The sequence below is a fragment of the Streptosporangium sp. NPDC006930 genome, assembly GCF_040635605.1.
Classification (GTDB): Bacteria; Actinomycetota; Actinomycetes; order Streptosporangiales; family Streptosporangiaceae; genus Streptosporangium.
In genome coordinates, this window is record NZ_JBEYID010000029.1 from 82,138 (window position 1) to 102,566 (window position 20,429).

Here is a 20,429-nt window from a genome sequence, read left to right on the forward strand (position 1 = left end):
GTTGTGGCTGGCCTGGTGGGCGCGCAGCCGTGCGCCAGGCCTGGGAATGGGCGTCTCGGCTCCTATTAAGGCGTGACCGACGATTCCGATACCCAGGGTGGGGCAGGGAACTCGTCGTCATGTGAAAGGCCCGTCACTATCTCTGCTCCGGAGTCAGGACGTGTCGGGTCCGGTCCCCGATCCAGGCCGCTTCGAGGATCGCGGTCAGGCTGGCGGTGTCGGTCGGGCCTGGATGGTTCTGGATCAAGCGGGTGACGCCACTGGCCATCTCCGCGAAGCGCGGGAGGTCGGCGCGTGCCACGCCGATGTCCGCCAAGGTGGCGGGGATGCCGATGTCGGCAAGGAGCCCGTCGAGCCAGGTGAGGAACGTATCTGCGGCCTCGGCATCCGAGGCGTCGGTCACGTCGAGCCCGCACACCCTGGCGAGGATGGCCAACCGGTCGCCGATGGCGTCCCTGGCCGCGTCCAGCGCGTAGGGCAGCAGCAGCCCGACGCCCAGGCCGTGCGGTGTGTGGGTGGCTGCGCCGATGGGGTACTGGAGGGCGTGCGGAGCCGCGTTGCCCGCGTGGGAAAACGCGAGCCCGGCCAGCATGGACCCATAGGACATGTCCGCGCGCGCGTCCTTGTCGCCTCCGTCCCTGACGACACGGGGCAAGCTGCGGGCGATCCGCTCCGCGGCCAGGAGCGCGTAGTGATCGGTGATCGGGTTGCGGCCGAGGAAGACCTGCTCCACCAGGTCGCGTGGTCCGTGGGCCCGGGGTCGCGCGGTGTAGCTCTCCACCGCGTGACAAAACGCGTCGATGCCGGAGTGGGCAGTGACGGTCGCAGGGCAGGTGTAGGTGAGCTCGGGGTCGACGATGGCGAAGTCGGGCACGATGTGGACGCTGGAGACCCCCACCTTCAGCTCGCGGTCCGGGTCGGTCAACACCGAGACGGGCGTGAGCTCGGAGCCGGTGCCTGACGTCGTCGGGACCGCGACGAGAGGAATCGTCGGCCCCGGCACCCTCGACTCGCCGTAGAAGTCGCGCGGCGTCCCACCGTGGCACCGGATGACGCCGACGATTTTGGCGAGGTCGATCACCGTGCCACCCCCGATGGCGAGGATTACGTCGGCGTCCACCTCTGCGGCGACCGAGACGGCCAGGGCGACATCGGTGAGTGGCACGTCCGGAGTCGCGTCGGCGAACACCCCGACGACTTCGACCTTCTCCCGCACGGCGGCCACGATCTCGGCCACGCCCGGCTGCCCCAGAAGAACCCGGTCGGTCACGATGAGGACTCGCGAGCCACACTCGGTCACCACTCGTGGGATGTTCTGCGCGACCCCTTCGCCCACTATCAGCTGGCGTGGTCCGCGGACGGTCTCAAGCATGTCAGTGCCTCTCTGGAACGTCGGCGGTGATTTGCTGGGCGGACGTGCAGGTCACCTGCGAGACCGGGACGGCGTCGGCAAGGTTGGCTGCCGGGTGGCGCAGGCGCGCGCCGGGCGCCCGGACCCGGTCGTGCCCGGGCGCCCTCGGGTCCATCGCGATGAGGACGTCGCCCTCAGTGGGCGGGTCAGCCGGGTCGAGGGTCCCGCGGACATCGTCGCCAAGGGCGGTACGAGTCAAGGTCGCGACCAGCACCCCGATCATGAGCCCGAGGGCGTGGCCCTTGGGACCGCCGAAAGGGCTGATCGCCCCATCCACCGCCGCGGCCGCGTCTGTGGCGCGCACATCGGCGGAGTCGACGGTGTCCCCGGGGGCCGGCGGATTCGTGCCGACCGTGGCCTGGGTCCCGCCCCACGGGTGGAGGCCCGTCAGGTCATGTGTGCACAGGGCGCGGTGATCCTCGGTGGGCACCCGGAGCCGCAGGCCGGTCACGGTAGGTCGATCGCCGCGTAGGTGACGTCGAGGTACTCAAAGATGCCCTCGTGCGACCCCTCCTTGCCGATCCCGGACTGCTTCACGCCTCCGAACGGAGCCGACGGGTCCGAGATCAGGCCACGGTTGACGCCGATCATCCCCGTCTCCAGCCCCTCGGCGAACCGGAGCGCCCGCTGGAGGTCACGGGTGAAGACGTATCCGGCCAGGCCGTGCTCGGTGTCGTTGGCCTTCGCCATCACCTCGTCGTCGGATGTGAACGAGATGATCGGCGCCACCGGGCCGAAGATTTCCGCCTCCAGTATCTGTGCGTCTTCGGGCACGTCGACGAGGACCGTAGGCGGGTAGAAGTGGCCCGGCCCCTCCGGACGCTCGCCGCCCACCAGGACACGGGCGCCGCGATCGACCGCGTCGGCGACGAGCTCGTCGATCTTGGTGACCGAGGGCTCGTCGATCAACGCCCCGACGTTCACGCCGTCGTCGAGACCATGGCCCACCGAGAGCGCGGCCATCCGCTCGGCGAAGCGCGCCGTGAACTCCTCGCGCACCGGCTCCTCGACGTAGATCCGGTTGGCCGCGATGCAGGACTCCCCGATGTTGCGCATCTTGGCCACCATGGCACCGTCGAGCGCGACGTCCAGGTCCGCGTCGGCACACACGATCAAGGCCGCGTTGCCGCCCAGTTCCATGGAGGTGCGCAGCACGTTGTCCGCCGCCTGTCGTAGCAGCACGCGCCCGACCTCGGTCGACCCGGTGAACGAAAGCTTGCGGGTCCGGCGGTCGGCCAGCAGTGCTGAGACCACCTCACCGGAACGCTTGGTCGTCACGACGTTGACGACGCCCGGGGGAACGCCGACCTCCTCCATGATGCGGGCCAGGAACAGCATGGTGAGTGGCGTCTGGGCTGCCGGCTTGGTGATCGTCGTGCAGCCCGCCGCCAGCGCAGGAGCGATTTTGCGGGCCCCCATGGCCAGCGGAAAGTTCCAGGGTGTCACGAAGACGCACGGTCCGACCGGCTTCGGCACGGTGAGGATGCGATATCCACCAGCGGGAGCGGTGTTGTAGCGCCCCTCGACGCGCACCGCCTCCTCGGCGAACCAACGGAAGAACTCGGCGCCGTAGGCCACCTCTCCCCGAGCCTCGGCGAGCGGCTTGCCCATCTCGAGCGTTATCAGCCGGGCGACCTCCTCGGATCGCTCGGTCAGTGCCCGGTACGTCGCGGTCAGCAATTCCGACCGTTTTCGCGGCGGGGTCGCCACCCACTCCGTCATTGCCTTGCTCGCCGCGTCCAGAGCGGCGAGCCCGTCGACGACGTCGGCGTCCGCCACCTCGGCGATGGTCTTGCCGGTGGCCGGGTCCTCGACGGCAAAGGTGGCTCCGCCGGCGGCGTCGCGCCAGGCGTCGCCGATCCGGAGCCGCCGGTGCTCGGGGGCCAGGACGTTCATCGGGTCACTCATTGCGTCGCCTCCTGTGATGTTCTTGGTGATGTCCGGCGTGACCTCGGCGATCGCGCCACACGCGTTGACGAACGGGTCACACGACCTGGTCGGGGTCGAGGTTGCCGAGCGGGTCGAACGTGACCTCGGCCCTGGCCGCGGGGCGATGCCCCGCGCCACCGATCGCCTTCTGGGGCCATGGCCGCTTCGGCGTCGTCAGGCCGTGCTCACCGGTGACGGTCCGCCGAGGCTCGATTGCCACGTGCGGACGCATGTCGACGTCGCCGCCCCGCGCGGTTACCTCCCGGCCTCGGACAGCGCCAGCCCGGTGCCGGCATCGAACAGGTGCGCACGGTCCAGGTCGACCGTGACAAGCAGCCGCTCGCCCGGCGTGCCGGTGACGGTGGGGCGTGCCTTGATCTTGAGCATCTCCGTCCCCACCCGGACGTCGACCACCGTCCGGTCACCGAGCGGCTCAAGGCCGTAGAGCTCACCCGGCAACGACGCGCTCCCACGCTGCTCGACGGACAGGTCCTCCGCGCGCAGGCCCAGCAGCAGCGGACGACCGTCCTCAGCCGTGGTCCAGCGGGGCCGCGGCAGCGTCCAGCCTTCCGCCCCGACCAGACGATCTCCCTCGGCGTGGCAGGCGAGCAGGCTGATCGCCGGGCTCCCGACGAAGCCTGCGACCCACTGGTTGGCCGGACGCTCGTACACCTCGGTCGGCGTTCCGACCTGCTGCACCTTCCCCTCCTTGAGGACCGCGACCTGGTCGGCCATGGACAGGGCCTCGACCTGGTCGTTGGTCACGTAGATGAAGGTTCCCCCGAGGCTCCGGTGGATGCGGGTGAGCTCGGTGCGCATCTCGACGCGGAGCTTGAGGTCGAGGTTGGTCAGCGGCTCGTCCATGAGGAACGCGCGCGGGCGACGGACCAGTGCCCGGGCCAGGGCGACACGCTGCATCTCACCGCCCGACATCTGCGCGGGACGACGCTGCAGCAGGCGTTCGATGTGCAACAGGCTCGACATCTTCTCGACGGCGGCGGCGATCTCGCTGGAAGAGCAGCGGCGTGCCCGCAGTGGCGAGGCGATGTTCTCGTACGCCGTGAGTCGCGGGTAGAGGGCGTAGCTCTGGAAGACCATGGCCAGGTCGCGTGCGGCCGGGGTGTCACCGGTCGCGTCTCTACCGTCCAGGTGCACCGACCCGGCGTCGAGCTTCTCAAGGCCGGCGATCGCTCGCAGGGTCGTCGTCTTGCCTGCCCCGGAGGGCCCCAACACGACGAAGAACGAGCCGTCCGGCACGTCCAGCGTCACCCCGTCGAGGGCCTGGACTTTACCGAAGGACTTGGACAGCCCGTGTACTGCCACGGTTCCCATCAGGCCACCAGCTCTTCCGTGCTCGCGTCGTAGACGGGCGGGGGCCCGCCGGTGTGCCGCAGCCCGACCGGCGCGTCGGCAGCGAAACGGACGGTCAGTGGCATCCGAACCCGTACGTCGCGCCGGTCGCCGTAATCGACCACGTAGATGATCTCGTCGCCCAACCACTCCGCCGAGAGCACGCGGGCCGGGACCGAACGTTCCGCCCCTGGTTCCGTGACTTCCAGCGCCTCCGGCCGGACGCCCGCGACCAGGGAACGGTCGCGTGGCAGGTTCGGCGGTGGCGCGAGGGCCAGTCCGCTCTTGCTGCGCAGTTGCCCGTCGGCCAGCTCCACCTCGATCAGGTTCATCGGCGGGGAGCCGATGAACGCGGCGCAGAAGAGACTCGCCGGACGGTCGTAGACCTCCAGCGGTGTGCCGATCTGCTCGACGCGGCCCTTGTTGAGGATGGCGATTCTGTGACCGAGCGACATCGCCTCGACCTGGTCGTGGGTGACGTAGACCATCGTCGTCCCCAGCTCCCCTTGGAGGTGCTTGATCTCCGTGCGCATGTCCGCCCTCAGCTCTGCGTCCAGGTTGGTGAGGGGTTCGTCCATGAGGAACGCGCGCGGTCGTCGCACCAGGGCGCGAGCGAGCGCGACGCGCTGCTGCTCCCCGCCGGACAGCCGGTGCGGTCGCCGGTCCATGAGCGGACCGAGCCGCATCAGCCGGGCGGCCTCGTCGACCCGCTCCTGCACCTCCTGCTTGGGCAGTCCCTCGGCCCGCAGGGGGAACGCCAGGTTGTCGCGGGTTCTCAGATGGGGGTAGAGAGCGTAGAACTGGAACACCATGGCGATGTCGCGCTCGGCGGGCGGCAGGTCGTTGACCAGCGTGTCGCCGATGCGGATGTCGCCCGTCGTCTGCCTCTCCAGGCCGGCTATGGCCCGCAGCGTGGTCGTCTTGCCGCAGCCCGAAGGGCCGAGCATCACGAACAGCTCGCCGTCGGCGATGGACAGGTCCACGTGCTCGACCGCGACCGTCCCGTCCGGGTAGCGCTTGTGCAGCGCGGTCACCTCGATGCCCGCCATCAGCGTCGCACCGCCCCGAGCGTCACACCGGCGACGAGGTGCTTGCGCACCAGGTAGGCGAAGACGAGCACCGGTAGGGCGAACACTATGGAGGCGGCGGCCACGAGACCCCAGTCCACAGTGGTTCCGCCGATGAGGCCGGCGATGGCGGGTGGGGCCGTCCGCACGGCGTCGCTGGAGGTGAGGAAGATGGCGAACACGAACTCGTTCCACGAGAAGATGAGGGCGAAGACCGCCGTCGCGGCGATGCCGGGCAGGAGCAGGGGAAGGGTGAATTTCCAGAACGCCTGCAGGCGGGTGTAACCGTCGAGCATGGCGGCATCCTCGTACTCCGCGGGCACCTCGTCGACGAACCCCTTCATCATCCAGATCGTGAACGGGACGTTGAACGCGGTGTAGATGAGGATCAGGCCGAGCTTGGTGTCGAAGAGTCCGACTTGGCGGTACATGAGGAAGATCGGGATCACGACCACCACGGGCGGCATGAACCGGGTGGACAGGATGAAGAACAGCTGGTCCTTCTTGGCCTTCACGGCGAAGCGTGAGTAGGCCCAGGCCGCCGGGACCCCCAGCACGGTGGCCAGCACCGTGGAGACCCCGGCGACCACGACGGAGTTGAGGAACGCGCCGGACAAGGTCGAGGGACCGCCACCGGAGGCGACGAAGACGTCCTTGAAATGGTCCAAAGTGACCGTGAAGTTGAAGAACTTGGCCGGGATGGCGTAGACGTCCCGGTTCTCCTTGATGGACGTCTCGATCATCCACAGCACCGGGAAGAGCATCACGGCGGCCAGCACGGCCAGCAACGCGATCTCCAGCACGGCGCGTCCCCGGCCGCCGAAGCGGCGCCCTGGGGGCCGGTGATCCTGGACAGGACCTGGGGACACGGCCTCGTCGACGGAGACGGCCATCAGTCCTCCTTGAGCTTGTTCAGGTAGCGCATGTAGAGCTGCGCGAGGACGATGACGACGAGGACCATGAGAATCCCGTACGCCGAGGCGGTTCCGGTGTTGAAGCCCAGGAACGCGACCTTGTAGACGTGGAACGACAACGTCTCGGTGGAGACCCCCGGACCTCCGCTGGTGAGGATGTAGACGAGGTCGAACAGCCGGAAGGCCTCGATGGCCCTGAACAGCACGGCGATGAGGAGCAGCGGCCACACCAGCGGAAGAGTGATGGTGCGGAACCGGAACCACTCGGACGCCCGGTCGATCGAGGCGGCCTCGTACAGGTACTTGGGGACCGCGGTAAGGCCCGCGAGTGCGATGAGCATGATGAACGGCGTCCACTGCCAGGTGTCGACCACGATCAGGGAGATCAATGCCGTGTTCTGCCGGGTGAGCCACTCCACCTGCCCCAGGCCGAGCGAGCCGAGCATGCTGTTGATCACGCCGAACTGCGCGTCGAGCATGAATCGCCAGAACAGCCCGACCACGACCGGCGACAGCATCATCGGAATCAGGAACAGCGTGGTCAGCAGTCCTCGCCCGTGCGTGCGCCGTGAGATCAGGTAGGCGATGGAGAAACCGAGCACGGTCTGCAGGGTGACCGCGCCGACCACGTAGATCAACGTCGTGAAGGCCCTCAGGTGGACCTGCGCCGACGTCAGGATGGCGGTGAAGTTCTCGAACCAGACGAAAGTGGCGGCCCCCCCGCGGGTGGCCGAGTAGTCGGTGAACGACAGGTACAACGCCCACAGCAGCGGGAACACCGACATCGCGAGCAACAGCAGCAGCGCGGGGGAGATGAAGGCCACCGTGAGCCAGCGGTCGCTCAGGTGGCGGGACCGCCCCGGTGCAGGAGGCGTCTGCGACGCCTCCTGCACCGGGTGGTCCGTCGTCAGAGAGACGGGGTCACTCACAGTCCGCCGCCGCCCTTGCGGCCGGCGGAGTCGAGCACGCCCTGCTGCTCCTTGGCGATGTCGTTGAGCGCGTCCTTCGGGTTCTTCGCGCCGTTGAGAGCCGCGTTCACGTTGGTGTTCTCGATGTCGATGAGGCGCGCGTACTCAGGCACGTTCCACATGTCCCGCATCCGGGTGACCGAGTCGGCGTACACCTGGTTGAACGGCCCGGCGTTGAGGAACTCGGGCGAGGCCAGGGCGTCCGTACGCGCGGGCACACCACCGGCGGCCGCCCACTTCTTCTGGATGTCAGCCTGCTCGAACCACTTCATGAAGTTCAGGGCCTCCGCCTGCTTCTCCGGGGAGGAGTAGGCCGACACGTGCATCCCCATGCCGCCGAGCGGCACCAGGTCCGTCTTCTGCTTCGGCAGGGTGGCGAAGCCCAGCTTCTCGAGGATCTCCTCCCGCGTGGTGCCGAGCGTCGACTCCTTCGGGTCGAGCAGGCCGCCGCTCGCGGCGATCCAGTTGAACGCGATGCATGCCTTGCCCTGGGCGACCGCCGCGTTCACCTCGTCGATGAACCAGTTGCCGGAGCCCGCGGCGGTCAGCGGCTTCATCTTGTTGACCAGGACGTCCATCGCCTCCTGGCCCGCGGCGTCGTTGATGACGCCCTCGATCTTGCGCGCCTTGGAGTCCCAGAGTTTGCCGCCGTAGACGCCGTTGACCGTGTTGTAGGTCACGGCCGCGGCGTCCGAGCCGTTGGCCTGGTGGAAAGCCAGCCCGCTGACGCCGGGGTTGTCCGTCTGGCACTTCTCGGCGGCTGCGATCATCTCGTCCCAGGTCTGCGGCGGCTTGTCGCCGATCAGGTCCTTGCGGTAGATCATCGTCCAGGTGTCGCCGAGCAGCGGCAGGCCGTACAGGCTGGCGTTCTCGTCGCGCTGCCCGGTCTCCGCCTGGGGGTACTGGCCGTAGGCCGCCAGGAGGTACGGGTTGTAGGCGTTGACGTCGATGTTCTTCTTGACGAAGTCGGTGATGTCGAGGATGTTGCCGTTCGTCACGGCCTCACCGATGTGCTGCGAGTCCAGGATCGGGATGTCGAAGTCGGTCTTGTTCGCTGCGAACTGGGTGAACATCGCGTCGTGCCAGTTCGCGTTCGGCACGGTGTTGACCTTGATGGTCACGTTCGACCGCTCCTTGGTGTACTCCGCGTTCGCGAAGTCTTCCAGAGCTTTGGCGGGGGGCCACTCGAACCAGATGAAGCTGAGGGTCAGCGGGTCCTTGGTGAGCTCCGGGATGTCCGCCGGCGCCTTGGGGGCGCTCGCCGCGCCGTCGTCCTGGCCGCCGCAAGCCGCCATGGTCGTGGCCACCAACATGGCCACCGTCGCCAGCTGCACCTTTCGAGTGGAAACGGACAGTCGTCCTATCCGCTTGGGATACCGCATCCTCTTGCCTGCTTTCTGGGGGGTGGGGACTTTTGGAGCCCTGCTGTGTGCTTCGCCGAGCAATTGCTGGGTTGTTCAGGCGTGTTGCCGGCTGTCGCAGGGGCTGACCTGCGGACCGGCGTCACGAGTACGCCGCGACGTGATGGGGCTTCAGGCAGTCGAGAGGTCCTTTGGTCCTTGTGGGCCCGATGGCGAATCGAGTAGGACGTCGAGCATGCTCATGGGAGCTCCAACTGATCGAAGCGGAGCGATGGCGGGCGGTTCCCCGATGGGTGAAGGATGGCTGGCATCCGCCACCTTTCCTATACGATCCGGGTGGGGGCGTCAATATCCCGTAGCGTTGCGACCGATGTCAACAGGTTCCCGAAGGCGCAAGAAAGGACCTCTCGTCACGATGGACGACGAAGCGATGATCGCGCGGCGCCGTGGGGCCATGAGGGGCGGAACGCCGCCGGGGAGATCTCGCGGCCGACTTGCCGACGAGGTGTACGACACGCTGCTCGGACAGCTGATGTCGCTACGGATCGAGCCTGGCTCGCGCGTCACGATCGACGCTTTGGCGCGAGAGCTGGGGGTCTCGCAGACGCCGATCCGAGACGCTCTGAACCGCATGGAGGCCGAAGGCCTGGTCGTGCGTGTGCCGCATGCCGGTTATCGCATTCCTCCCCAGATCACCCGTCACCGATTCGAGGACATGGTCGAGGTCCGCCTGCTCCTCGAGCCGGCAGCGGCGCGCAGATCCGCCGAACGCGCATCCTCGAAACAGGTGGCCGGTCTGCGACGAATGCTGGAGGAGATGGCGGAGCTGGAGGGGGGCGACGGTGCCATGGCCTATGGCGCCTTCGGGCTACGCGACGCCGCTTTTCACGATCTCATCGCCCTGAGCGCGGAGAACCAGGTCATCCGCGAAGCGCTCGCTCGCCTGCACACGCACGTGCACCTGTTCCGGCTTCTCCACGACACCCAGGTCACTCACCTGGCCATGGCCGAGCACGAAGAGGTTCTGGCCGCGATCGCCGCGCGTGACCCCGATGCCGCCGCCTACGCCATGCGTCGGCACATCCTGCTGTCCGGCGAGCGGTTCCGACGATTGTTCGACGAGGCCCAGGACGCGGACGGAATGACGGCAAAGGCTTGACGGGCGGGCCGGGCCGAGGAATGCTAACCCAACCGGAGCGGATCGGATCGGATCGGATTGGATCCATCTCACCCGCCCAGATGCGAGGAGAAGCAGGTGCCCAGAGCGCTGCTCCTGACCGGCGACGCCGCCGAGGAGCTCGACACCATGTATCCCTACTATCGTGTGCAGGAGGGAGGCTGGGACGTTGACGTCTCGTCACGCACCATGCGTGACGTTCAGCTTGTCATCCACGAGTTCGACCCCAACTCCGACGCCTACGTGGAGAAGAACGGCCGAAAGCTGCCGGTCGACGTGCCCTGGGCCGACGTCGACGTCGAGCGCTATGACGCCCTCATCATCCCCGGGGGACGCGCCCCCGAGTGGATCCGGGTCGACGCCGACGTCAGGCGCATCACCGAGCACTTCTTCGCGCGCAACCTCCCGATCGCGCTGGTGTGCCACGGCGCGCAGGTCCCGGCCGTGTACGGGCTGCTGAAGGGCCGAAAGACGGCGTGCTTCCCCCCCATCACCGGCGACATGGAGAACGCGGGCGCGACGGTCATCGACGCTCCCGACGTCGTGGACGGCAACCTCGTCTCCTGCCGCGGCTGGCCCGACATGCCGCAGTTCGGCCGGGCGATGATGGACGTCTTCTCGAAGTCCATCAACTCCGCATCCGCATGAGCACACCGGACCGGTCTCGATGACGGCACTTCGGACCGTCACAGTCGACGGCTCCCCCGTTCACGTCCTGGAGAGCGGCACCGGCCCTGCGGTGCTGATGCTGCACGGCTCCGGACCCGGCACGACCGGATCCGGAGCCTGGGCGACGACGGCACAGGCGCTGGGCACGTCCTGGCGCCTGGTGGCTCCTGACCAGGCGGGGTTCGGCCGTACACCGATCCCGGAGGGTTCCAGGGGTGGGCTCCGGCTGTGGACGGAGCAGGCCGCGGGCCTGATGGATGCTCTCGGTGTCGAGCACTACGCCGTGGTGGGCCACTCCATGGGCGGTGCCGTGGCGCTGGCGTTGGCGGCCGCGCGTCCCCAGCAGGTCACCCATGTGGTGGCGGTCTCGACGATGGGCGCCCCTGGGGCGCCGCTGTCCGCCGAGCTCGACGCGATTTGGGCCGCCCCCGTCGGCCCAATCGGGGCACGAGACATGTTGAGTCGCCTCGTCCTCGACCAAGCGCTTGTGACCGAGTCGGCCGTCGCCGCCCGTACAGCCGCGATGCGAGCGGGGGCGGCCGCATACGCGTCGTTGTTCCCTCCACCTAGGGCACGTTGGGCCGACGATCTCACCCTCTCGGCGCAAACGCTGGCAGGGGTCCGCGCGCCCGTGCTGCTCGTGCACGGCGCCGAGGACCGAGTCACCCCGCTCGGGACGGCAGCCCTGCCCCTGCTCGAACACCTGGCCGATGTCCGTCTGCACGTGCTCGGCCGATGCGGGCACGTGCCGCCGATAGAGCACCCGGACGACTTCAGGCGACTCCTGTCGTGCTTTCTCGGCAGGGAACGAGGTCGCTGATTGCTGTGACAGGTCCGCAGCCCGTGCGAGGCAGTGGCCGAGGTCATCGCGACGCCGCAAGGCCCGTGCGGCGTCTGCCCACTTGATTGGCGCCGCCTGGCAGACCTGGGCGGTGAGCGGGGCGGCACTATGCCCGTTCGACGCGCATTCGTTTCACGGCCGCAGGAGGTCGTGGCGTGAGGCGGGGCGGTGGTGGATGAGCCGGGACGAGGTGTGGCGCAGCCGCCGCCAGCGCCGCAGTGGGGTGGTCAATCTCGGCAGACGTTGCAAGGACGCCTCGCCGCCGGCCCAGCACCCGAGTTCCTCGCGGCCGAGCAGGTGGATACGGAAGTCGGCGGCCGTCTGGCGGGCGTCGCGGGTGAAGGAGCCGTTGGTGACCACCACGGCGACATCGCCGCCGTGCGCGGCGGCGGCCGTGCCGTTGACCTCGTAGATCACCCGGGAGCCGACCTTGGCGGTGGTGGTGGTGTGCTTGCACTGCACGACGATGACGTAGCCGCCGCGCTCGCGGCCGATGACATCGGCCGCCTTGTCCCCGCGCTGTCCCACGTGCCGGGCCGCGATGCCGTCTCGGATCATGAGGTCACGCGTGGCCCGCTCGAAATCGGTGGGATTCATCGCATCCAGTTGCGGCAGCGTCAGTTGCAGATGACCTAGTCGCGCAGAACGGTGCCGGGCGGCAATGGCCCTCCATTGAAACCATCCGATAATCGCCAGAACGGCGCATGCTCCTACGGAAACGCCGATATACCAGGTGCTGAAAATCGCGTCGACCACGGTGCTGATGATCTGAATCGCGAAAGAGCCGAGGATGAGCGCTATGACAGCGGCGGCGCACCACTCCGTCGGCCCAGCGGGCATTCGCGGTTGTGGAAGGCGCCGCCAAAGCGGTCCGGTATGCCGTTTCACGGCGCCTCGGTCGGGTCGGGTGGCGACTCCTCGCCGTCGGAGACCTGCTCGGGCGCCGGGAGCTGCGCCGGGGTCCGGGCTCTGACCGAGGGAGGCGGGGGCGATGATCGCCGCAACGTACCGGTCTTCAGGGGCAGTGTGCCCGAGGGGCCGCAACCACGGGTCACCTCCACTGCTTACCTCTTGCCCTGTACCGCCACGGGCAGGTTCGGGGGGCCGGGCCGGTGGACGAGAGCACCTCGGCGCACCGCCCATGGGTGGCTCCCCGTACGGGTCGTCGAACAACAGCGCTGTGTCCTCGCGACCGCCTGGCCTGCCTGCCTAGAGCACCCTCGTGACCTGCCCGTTCGATGACTTCGATGCGGCCTTGAATGTGAAGGATTTTCGCATATTCCAGATTGGTGACTATATGCGTCGAATTGAACCCATAAGGTTACGGTCAAGACTCTGTCTTGCGTGAAGGAGACCTGTGACTCGAGGTATTGGCGCGTCCCTGCTCGCCGTCGTTCTCGCCGCTCCCCTGGCCGTGGCCGCGCCCGCCGAGGCTGCCGCTGTACCGAAGGGTGCAAAGAAAGCAACGGTCGTAAAAATCGTGGACGGTGACACGATCGATGTGCGGTTCACCCGTACCGGCCCCACCGTCCGCGTTCGCCTCTTGCAGGTCGACACGCCTGAGCGTGGCGCGTGCTGGTTCACCGCGGCCACCAAGCGCACCGCTACCTTGTTACCCGTTGGTAAGACGACGTATCTGCTCGCCGACAAGGAGCCCAAGGATCGCTACGGCCGGTCGCTGTTTTACGCGTGGACCGCCGGCGGCGTGTTCGTCAACCGCAACCTGGTGCGCTACGGCTACGGCAAGGCCGTGCTGTACAAGCCGAACGACAAGTACATCACCGTGATGCGCGCCGAGCAGACCAAGGCGAAGCGAGAGCGGCTGCGCATCTGGTCAGGCCGGTGCGACACCACCAACACCCCGGCCCCGAATCCGACCTCGGCGCCCACCTCCGCGCCTACCTCAACGCCGGATCCGCCCTTGGGCGGCAACGATCCTCGCTTCCCCACGTGCGCGGCGGCCAATGCCGCCGGATACGGGCCCTACCGCCGCGGAACCGATCCCGAGTACGCCTGGTATCAAGACCGCGACGGCGACGGCATCGTCTGCGAGCGCTGATCCCGACCCCCTGAGTTCCCGCCCGTCACGGGCGGGAGCTCACGAGGTATCCGGTGAGGCATCGCTCGGTCAGCTCGTCGACGACCTCCTCGGCGCGAAGCATCCCTCCGCTCGCCGGGCTCAGCGGCACGTTAGGTTGACGGCCAGAGCGGCCACCGCCGTACAGAAGAAGAGGGCCCAGGGGGCGAAGTGGTGGTCGTTGGCCCGTAGGTGTGCTGCGAATGCGCCGAGGAAGTACAGCACGAGCCCGCTGGCGGCGAGCGTGCCCAGGATCGGTACGGCGATTCCGGCCAGCAGCCCCAGCGCCCCGGCGGCCAGCAGCATCCCCAATGGGCGCATCCAGGACCGGGGCACGCCCAACATGTCCGCCTGGCTCTTGGGGTAGTCATGGCCGATGAGGTTGGCGATGGCTGCCATACCGTAGAGCACCGCAGCGAGAAGTGTGACCGTGAGATAAACCGCGAACATCAAGGTATTCCCTCTTCCATGACAACGATCGGCTGGTTGATCGCCTCACGGACGAGACGGCGGCCCGAGAAGTGACGCGTCGCCGTGTGATCTGTGTTACAAAGGGCAGCCGGAATACGAGACAAAGACACCGCGGGCTGAAGGCTGATCGTTGAGGTGGTCGTCATCATGTTGGTGACGGTCTCGGGGGTTGTGTGTGACCTCGATCGATCGGACCGCGTATCCACGGTTTCGCCGACTGGCTGATGTACGGCGGCAAGCTGATCAGCCACAACGACCCCGACCATCACGAGAAGGTCGTCAAATTCAACGAGCTGCTCGCCAACTGCGTCATCTACTTCGCCGCCTGTGACGTCACCGACGCCGCAGGCGCCCTGGCCGCCGAAGGCCACCCCGTCGATCTGGACGACCTGGCCACCATCTCGCCCTACATCACCCACACCATCCGCCGGTTCGGCAACTGGACCCTCAACCTCAATCCACCCGACCAGGCACCCGCCACCCGGCTGGACCTGGAACCGCGTGTTCTGTTCGGAGCCTCACCCGCCCCCTGACAGCGGCAAAAATGCACTCGCTCGCTGCACGGGGGCCCGCTAGTGTCGCGCGGATGAGCAACGTTTCTCTGCCTCTGCTCTGGCTGTCGGGGCCTACGGGTGTCGGGAAGTCCACGGTTGGCTGGGAGGTGTTTGCGCAGCTGAGCCGTGCTGGCGTCAAGACGGCGTTTGTCGACGCTGACCAAATCAGCCTGTGCTATCCCATGTCCGAGGGCGTGACGCACCACCTCCGCGCGCGGAATCTGGCTGCGATGTGGCCGAACTTCCGGCAGGAGGGGGTGCAATGTCTGGTCCTTGCGGGCTTCGTTGACACTCCCGAGGAGGTTCGTGAGTACACCGCCCATCTTCCTGAGGCCGCGTTCACGGTGTGCCGACTGCGCGTTGATAGCGCTGAGCTCAAGGAACGGTTCCTCGCGCGGGGATGGCGTCCGGATCTGGTCCAGGAGGCGGTCGTTGAAGCGGAAGCCCTGGAACGCAGTGACTACGCCGACGTGTGCGTGGATACGGGCGGCTTAGTGGTGTCCGAGGCGGCCCGGCTGGTCTGTGAGCGGGTTGGGGGATGGCCGGGTCTCCTCCCCGCCGCGACGTTCCACAGTGCCGCTGACCGGCAGAGTCATCCGAGCTCGACGGATGTCGCACCGGCTTCCGTGCCGGTACCCGTGCTGTGGCTGCGCGGCGCTACGGCGGTTGGGAAGTCGACGGTCGGCTACGAGATCTTCATGCAGGTCTACCGGAGCGGCGTGCGAGCCGCCTACGTCGATGTGAAACAGATCGGGGCGCTGCGTCCTGCCGCCGATGACGTGGAAGGCCATCGCCTCAAGGCCCGCAACCTCGCGGCCATCTGGGCAGGGCACCGCACGGTTGGCGCCCAGTGCCTGGTCGTCTCCGGGGAAGCAGACTCCGATGACACTCTCCGTGGCTACGCCGAGTTGCTGCCCGGAACCGCATTGACCGTGTGCCGCTTGCATGCGGGGCCAGAAACGCTGGCCGAGCGCGTCGCGCAGCGTGGATGGGGAGGTGGGCCGACCATACCGGGTGATGAGCTGAAAGGACTGAACTCGGACGCCCTACACCGCATCGCCGCACGAGCGCCGTTCGAGGCCAAGGCGCTCGACAGCGCCGGGGCAGATGATCTGCGCGTTGACACCGACGGTCGGTCGGTGAACGAGGTGGCCGCGGACGTACGCGCTCGCGGCGGCAACTGGCCGAATCTCTTCCCCTGAACACAGTCCTCTCGAGCAGGGTCAGCCGCCACTGGACAGCGAAACCCCTGACGGCTGAGGAGAGCCCAATACCGATCACGGTAGCCGGGCGCACTTCCGGACAATGACAGCATGTACGTGATAACTGTCTATTATCACGTACATGCGCTGCCAGCCGCTGTGGTCGAGCAGGAGATTCGTTCCCCGGGATGGTGCGCGACTTGTGCACGTTATCCGGCACATCGTCCGGACGTTGGTGTGAGCGCGGCCGCAGGCCGGAAGGTCTCGCCGCTGCGCGGCGACGGCGTCGACGTCGCCGAGCAGTTTCTGTCGACGAACCGGATCGGCAATCCGAACACCCATCGCGCCTACGCATCGGCCATCGGCCGGACCGTCGCGCTTCTGGGTGCGGGTCGGCTGTTGGCTGAGGTCGCCGACGAAGGTCGGAGCTGCGCTCACCCGGACGAAACCAAAGCGGTCGCCAAGACGACGATCCACCGGCTGCTGTCGCGCCGAGACCTGCCGCTGCGGGAGAAGACCCTGTGGCGGATGCTCTACGAAACCGCCGCCCGCGCCGCCGAGATCCTCGCCCTCAATGTCAAAAACCTCGACCTCGGCGACGCCGAAGTCCCCCTACAGCTCATCATGGCCAGGACCCGGCACAAGAACCCCCGCACCGCCATGCGCTACACCCGGCCCGGCAGCGAAGCAATCGCTGCCGTCACCGAACATCTCGCCCCATCTGGCCAACGCCGCTAACCAGCGGGAACCCACGGTCGCGGTGTCTTTCTCCCGTATTCCGGCTGCCCCCTTACAGCGCGACGCCGGTCAGCTTCTCCGGGTTGCTGACCACGTGGATCACCTCGATTTTCCCCTTCACCAGATGGAAGGTGGCCGCCAGCACCGGTGTGCGCCCTGAGTGGATGATGATTCCCGGGCCGTCGTTGACCTGGAAGATCTGCGCCAGCGAGTCGTACGGCCGATGTGCCGACAGGATGACGGCGGCGCGGGCCACACGCTCGCGGCCGTGGATGGCCCTGCGAGGGGCGCCGGTGAATCCGCCGCCGTCGCTCACCATGGTCACATCCGGCGCCAATACCTCCATCAGGGCATTCAGGTCGCCGCCGAGACAGGCCGCCAGAAACCGCTCGGTGGCCTGCCGCCTGGTCGCTTGATCGGTGTCATAGCGGCGGTGCCGCGTCTCCACCGCCTTCCTGGCGCGGAGCGCTATCTGGCGCACTGTCGCATGTTTGCGCCCGATGAGGTGCGCTATCTCGTGGTGGCCGTACCCGAAGGCCTCGCTGAGCACGAACACCGCGCGTTCCACCGGGGAGAGCGTTTCGAGCACCAGCAGCATCGCGGTCGACACCGACTCCTTGAGCAGCACGTTCTGCGCGGCATCCGGATCAGTCAGAAGCGGCTCGGGCAGCCACGATCCCACATAGGACTCCCGTCGCACGCGTGCACTGCGCAGCCGGTCGATCGCCAGCCGGGTGGCCACCCTGACCAGATAGCCTTCGGCGTCCGCGACGGTCGCCACATCGACGCGGCTCCAGCGCAACCACGCGTCCTGCACCACGTCTTCGGCTTCGGCGACGCTGCCGAGTACTCGGTAGGCCACGGCGTGCAGCAGACCGCGGTGCTCGGCGAACATCCGCTCGATTGTCAGGGGAAACACCTCGGCTCGCTCCGATACGGCTCGCGCGAACCTCAGGTACGCCGTCCGATCGATCGACGCCACCCGAACCTTCGAAACCGTTACCAATAGTGGTAGATGCCCTAGATCCTAATATCGGCGATCAAGCTCGCCGCCCCGTTTCTGCCGTATTCCGGTGGCACCCGAAGCACGCCACCTGTGAAGCCGCCGGAGCATCTCGTGAACCCCACCGCCATGACCTTCACCATTCACCCCCCACGACCTACACGGCCATCACGGGCCGCAGCTGAAGGGGCAAGCCGCGTCCCCGCAGATCGGCAACGGAACGTTTTCGGGCATAACAAAGACGCCTTTCTATGGAAAGGTGGAGGAATTACGCCTTTTCGAGTCGGCTGGTGAGCGGAAGCAGCACCAGCGGGATCACGACGGCCGCCGTGAGTGCGGCCAGCAACGGCACGCGTTCGCCGGGCGTGAGATGGTGCAGCAGTTGGACGTGGATCACTAGGTGCGGCGCGGCGAACACCAGGTACACGGCGAGCGCCGTACGGGCCATGCTCATCGCGCCGTAGTCCATCATCAGATGCGCGTTGTACGGCATGCGCATCCCCACCCACGGAATGTCGAAGAACGAGCGGGGCAACAACAGCGCCCAACACCCCACGGCGAACTGCGCCACGGCGAGGAAGGCCAGGCCCGCCCGCAGCCAGGTGAGGGCACTCATGCGGCGAGGAACTGCTCGAAGGTGATGCGGCCGTCGGCGTGCTCAGGGGTGAGATGTCCCCCTTTGCGGTAGCCGCGGATGCCGGCCCCGGGCATCGGCACCGACACCACCGGCCGACGGCTGGGGCGCGAGCGGGCGTAGGCGCGGGCCAGATCGGCAGCGGGGCGCACCTCGGGCCCGCCCATGTCCGGCGACCGGCCGGCCGGTGGCGCGCCGGCCGGCCGGTGGCGCGCCGGCCGGCGTGACCAGGCGGTCGACATGCGCTCCCGCCTGCACTATGACAAGCGCCGACCAGAATCGGCCTTCCTGACCTCCGCCGCCCGATCCATCGGGATCCTTAGTCGACCCTGACCACGTACTTGCCCCGCACCCCGCCCGCCTCCAGCGCCCGGTGTGCCGCCGCTGTCTCCTCCAGCGGGAAGCACCTGTCCACCGCAGGGCGCAGTCCCCCCGCCGCCGCCTGGCGGGCGAGGTCGTCGAAGAGCGCCCGCGTAGGGTTGCCGCTGAAGAAGCGCACCCGACCGCGTCCGTGCACAGCGCTGGCGGCAATGTAGCCGAGTGAGGCGGCGAGCCGGGTCAGGTCGAAGGAGATGGTGACCATGCGTCCGCCGGGTGTCAGCAGGCGCCGGAAGGACCGCAGGTCGGTGCCCGCGGTGTCGAGGACCACGTCGAACAGGCCCAGTTCCCTCGGTGGGACGGTCCGGTGGTCGATGGCGTGGTGGGCGCCGAGCGTGCGGACGAAGTCGAGGTTGGCGGCGCGGGCCAGGGCAGTGACTTCGGCACCATATGCCCGTCCGAGCTGGACGGCGGCGTTGCCGACGCCACCCGCAGCGCCCCGGACGAGCAGTCGTTCGCCGGGGCGCAGCCTGGCCTTGTCGCGCAGCGCCGTGATGGCCGTGGTCGCGACCGGCAGCGCGGCGGCTGCCACCAGATCCAGTCCGTCCGGGACCCGGCCGAGCCGCTCGGTCCGGACTGCCACGTACTCGGCGGCGCTGCCGAATCCGGTGCGGCCCACGATGCCCCACACCCGGTCGCCGACCGCGGCGTCCGTCGCGCCGGCGCCGAGCGCGGCGACCTCGCCGGTGAAATCCAGCCCGACGCGTTGCGGGAACTTCTGTCCGGTGAAGAGCCGGAGGCGGCCGGAGCGGGCCGCCAGTTCGCCGCCGTTGACGCTGAACGCGCGCACCCGCACGAGTACTTCGCCGGGTGCCGGTTCGGGGCGTGGTACCCGGCCCACGTACAGCACCTCGGGGCCACCGAAGCGGTCGAAAAGTACTGCTCTCATCATGCGGTCGTCCATCTTTCTCACCTTCGTCACCAGCGGCCGTGCGGGGGTCTGGCCCCGAGCGTAGGCTCTTAACCGGACGGCACCGTCCGTTTGGACCAGAGGTGAGAGACAATGGTGGAGGAATCCTCTCGGATCGCGGGCCCGGGGCTGCGGGCCGACGCCCGGCGCAACCGGGAACGCATCCTCGTCGCCGCCCGTGCGGTCTTCGCCGAGCACGGGATCGACGCGCCCATGGCGACCGTGGCCCGACGGGCCGGGGTCGGCGTCGCGACGCTGTACCGGCGTTTTCCGACCCGGGACGACCTGGTGCAGGCCGCGTTCGCGCAGCAGATGGAGACCTGCGCCCGAGCGCTCACCGAGGCGCTGGCCGACCCCGACCCCTGGCGAGGCTTCCAGCGGGTGGTCGAGACGGCCTGCGAGCTTCAGCGGGAGGAACAGGGGTTCTCGGCCGCGTTCGTCGCGGTCTTCCCGGGCAGCACGGTGGAGCACGCGCAGTCCCGGGAACGGGCCGAGCGGGAGCTCATGACCCTGGTCCGCAGAGCCCAGGCAGCGGGCGCGCTGCGTGCCGACTTCCATCCGTCCGACCTCGCCGTGGCCCTGCTGTCCCATTGCGGGCTGGTCACCGCGCTGCCGCATGACAGTGCCGCGTCTCGGCGTCTGGTGGCCTACCTGCTCCAGTCGTTCCGCGCCGAGGCGGCTCACGGGGCCCTGCCTCCGCCGAGTGCTCTGTCGCTGCGTGATTTCCCGCTCGCGGCCGACGGCTCCCAGAGACAGCGGCCCTCCATGGCCTGAC

23 protein-coding genes are annotated in these 20,429 nt (G+C 68.1%); 8 read left to right on the top strand and 15 right to left on the bottom strand.

Annotated features, from left to right (window positions below):
- Positions 1-136: 136 nt before the first annotated feature.
- The 9 genes from ABZ664_RS35300 to ABZ664_RS35340 form a co-directional block, all read right to left on the bottom strand.
- On the bottom strand, positions 137-1,372 hold the full coding sequence (locus tag ABZ664_RS35300) for an iron-containing alcohol dehydrogenase (protein WP_362520254.1): 1,236 nt from the start codon (positions 1,370-1,372) through the stop codon (positions 137-139).
- A gap of 1 nt (position 1,373) precedes the next feature.
- The gene (locus ABZ664_RS35305; protein ID WP_362520257.1) at positions 1,374-1,862 is read right to left on the bottom strand and encodes an Ldh family oxidoreductase; all 489 of its coding nucleotides are present in this window, start codon (positions 1,860-1,862) and stop codon (positions 1,374-1,376) included.
- A complete protein-coding gene (locus tag ABZ664_RS35310; protein WP_362520260.1) occupies positions 1,859-3,319 on the bottom strand; it encodes an NAD-dependent succinate-semialdehyde dehydrogenase in 1,461 nt (486 codons plus the stop codon). The genes ABZ664_RS35305 and ABZ664_RS35310 overlap by 4 nt, the downstream gene beginning before the upstream one ends.
- 76 nt (positions 3,320-3,395) lie before the next feature.
- Positions 3,396-3,560, bottom strand: coding sequence for a hypothetical protein (locus tag ABZ664_RS35315; RefSeq protein WP_362520263.1), 165 nt, complete (start codon positions 3,558-3,560; stop codon positions 3,396-3,398).
- 35 nt (positions 3,561-3,595) lie between these two features.
- The gene (locus ABZ664_RS35320) at positions 3,596-4,672 is read right to left on the bottom strand and encodes an ABC transporter ATP-binding protein (protein WP_362520266.1); all 1,077 of its coding nucleotides are present in this window, start codon (positions 4,670-4,672) and stop codon (positions 3,596-3,598) included.
- The gene (locus tag ABZ664_RS35325; protein ID WP_362520269.1) at positions 4,672-5,739 is read right to left on the bottom strand and encodes an ABC transporter ATP-binding protein; all 1,068 of its coding nucleotides are present in this window, start codon (positions 5,737-5,739) and stop codon (positions 4,672-4,674) included. Before ABZ664_RS35325 ends, ABZ664_RS35320 begins: the two co-directional genes overlap by 1 nt.
- Positions 5,739-6,650, bottom strand: coding sequence for a carbohydrate ABC transporter permease (locus tag ABZ664_RS35330; RefSeq protein WP_362520272.1), 912 nt, complete (start codon positions 6,648-6,650; stop codon positions 5,739-5,741). The genes ABZ664_RS35325 and ABZ664_RS35330 overlap by 1 nt, the downstream gene beginning before the upstream one ends.
- Positions 6,650-7,600: a sugar ABC transporter permease gene (locus ABZ664_RS35335; protein WP_362520274.1), complete on the bottom strand. Its 951-nt coding sequence runs from the start codon at positions 7,598-7,600 to the stop codon at positions 6,650-6,652. Before ABZ664_RS35335 ends, ABZ664_RS35330 begins: the two co-directional genes overlap by 1 nt.
- A complete protein-coding gene (locus tag ABZ664_RS35340) occupies positions 7,597-8,973 on the bottom strand; it encodes an extracellular solute-binding protein (RefSeq protein ID WP_362520277.1) in 1,377 nt (458 codons plus the stop codon). The genes ABZ664_RS35335 and ABZ664_RS35340 overlap by 4 nt, the downstream gene beginning before the upstream one ends.
- 442 nt (positions 8,974-9,415) lie before the next feature.
- On the opposite strand from ABZ664_RS35340, the gene ABZ664_RS35345 reads away from it, so the two are divergent.
- The 3 genes from ABZ664_RS35345 to ABZ664_RS35355 all read left to right on the top strand — a co-directional run bounded on the left by ABZ664_RS35345 (position 9,416) and on the right by ABZ664_RS35355 (position 11,666).
- Positions 9,416-10,159 carry a GntR family transcriptional regulator gene (locus ABZ664_RS35345; RefSeq protein WP_362520280.1) on the top strand — a complete coding sequence of 248 codons (744 nt, stop codon included), beginning with the start codon at positions 9,416-9,418 and terminating at the stop codon, positions 10,157-10,159.
- A gap of 96 nt (positions 10,160-10,255) precedes the next feature.
- Positions 10,256-10,825: a DJ-1/PfpI family protein gene (locus tag ABZ664_RS35350; protein ID WP_344744621.1), complete on the top strand. Its 570-nt coding sequence runs from the start codon at positions 10,256-10,258 to the stop codon at positions 10,823-10,825.
- Positions 10,826-10,844: 19 nt separating this feature from the next.
- The gene (locus tag ABZ664_RS35355; RefSeq protein ID WP_362520283.1) at positions 10,845-11,666 is read left to right on the top strand and encodes an alpha/beta hydrolase; all 822 of its coding nucleotides are present in this window, start codon (positions 10,845-10,847) and stop codon (positions 11,664-11,666) included.
- Positions 11,667-11,819: 153 nt separating this feature from the next.
- On the opposite strand, the gene ABZ664_RS35360 is transcribed toward ABZ664_RS35355, so the two are convergent.
- Positions 11,820-12,284 carry a restriction endonuclease gene (locus ABZ664_RS35360; protein ID WP_362520286.1) on the bottom strand — a complete coding sequence of 155 codons (465 nt, stop codon included), beginning with the start codon at positions 12,282-12,284 and terminating at the stop codon, positions 11,820-11,822.
- 760 nt (positions 12,285-13,044) lie between these two features.
- On the opposite strand from ABZ664_RS35360, the gene ABZ664_RS35365 reads away from it, so the two are divergent.
- Positions 13,045-13,746, top strand: coding sequence for a thermonuclease family protein (locus tag ABZ664_RS35365; RefSeq protein ID WP_362520289.1), 702 nt, complete (start codon positions 13,045-13,047; stop codon positions 13,744-13,746).
- A 120-nt stretch (positions 13,747-13,866) separates the two neighbouring features.
- On the opposite strand, the gene ABZ664_RS35370 is transcribed toward ABZ664_RS35365, so the two are convergent.
- Positions 13,867-14,214, bottom strand: a complete 348-nt coding sequence (locus ABZ664_RS35370; RefSeq protein ID WP_362520292.1) for a DoxX family protein — start codon at positions 14,212-14,214, stop codon at positions 13,867-13,869.
- 221 nt (positions 14,215-14,435) lie between these two features.
- On the opposite strand from ABZ664_RS35370, the gene ABZ664_RS35375 reads away from it, so the two are divergent.
- The 3 genes from ABZ664_RS35375 to ABZ664_RS35385 all read left to right on the top strand — a co-directional run bounded on the left by ABZ664_RS35375 (position 14,436) and on the right by ABZ664_RS35385 (position 16,729).
- Positions 14,436-14,768 (top strand): Tn3 family transposase, encoded by a 333-nt coding sequence (locus tag ABZ664_RS35375; RefSeq protein ID WP_362520347.1) that lies wholly within the window; start codon positions 14,436-14,438, stop codon positions 14,766-14,768.
- Positions 14,769-14,821: 53 nt separating this feature from the next.
- Complete coding sequence (locus tag ABZ664_RS35380; protein WP_362520295.1) at positions 14,822-15,991, top strand: hypothetical protein; 1,170 nt, start codon at positions 14,822-14,824, stop codon at positions 15,989-15,991.
- A 111-nt stretch (positions 15,992-16,102) separates the two neighbouring features.
- Positions 16,103-16,729, top strand: a complete 627-nt coding sequence (locus ABZ664_RS35385; RefSeq protein WP_362520298.1) for a hypothetical protein — start codon at positions 16,103-16,105, stop codon at positions 16,727-16,729.
- Positions 16,730-16,781: 52 nt separating this feature from the next.
- Here the strand turns inward: ABZ664_RS35385 and sigJ are convergent, their stop codons facing one another.
- The 4 genes from sigJ to ABZ664_RS35405 all read right to left on the bottom strand — a co-directional run bounded on the left by sigJ (position 16,782) and on the right by ABZ664_RS35405 (position 19,648).
- Positions 16,782-17,624, bottom strand: coding sequence for an RNA polymerase sigma factor SigJ (sigJ, locus tag ABZ664_RS35390; RefSeq protein WP_362520300.1), 843 nt, complete (start codon positions 17,622-17,624; stop codon positions 16,782-16,784).
- Positions 17,625-18,000: 376 nt separating this feature from the next.
- On the bottom strand, positions 18,001-18,348 hold the full coding sequence (locus tag ABZ664_RS35395) for a hypothetical protein (RefSeq protein ID WP_362520303.1): 348 nt from the start codon (positions 18,346-18,348) through the stop codon (positions 18,001-18,003).
- Positions 18,345-18,608 (bottom strand): hypothetical protein, encoded by a 264-nt coding sequence (locus ABZ664_RS35400; protein WP_362520306.1) that lies wholly within the window; start codon positions 18,606-18,608, stop codon positions 18,345-18,347. Before ABZ664_RS35400 ends, ABZ664_RS35395 begins: the two co-directional genes overlap by 4 nt.
- 77 nt (positions 18,609-18,685) lie before the next feature.
- Positions 18,686-19,648: an NAD(P)-dependent alcohol dehydrogenase gene (locus ABZ664_RS35405; RefSeq protein ID WP_362520308.1), complete on the bottom strand. Its 963-nt coding sequence runs from the start codon at positions 19,646-19,648 to the stop codon at positions 18,686-18,688.
- Positions 19,649-19,747: 99 nt separating this feature from the next.
- Between ABZ664_RS35405 and ABZ664_RS35410 the strand changes: the two genes are divergently transcribed.
- Positions 19,748-20,428 (top strand): helix-turn-helix domain-containing protein, encoded by a 681-nt coding sequence (locus ABZ664_RS35410; RefSeq protein WP_362520311.1) that lies wholly within the window; start codon positions 19,748-19,750, stop codon positions 20,426-20,428.
- Position 20,429: the final 1 nt, after the last annotated feature.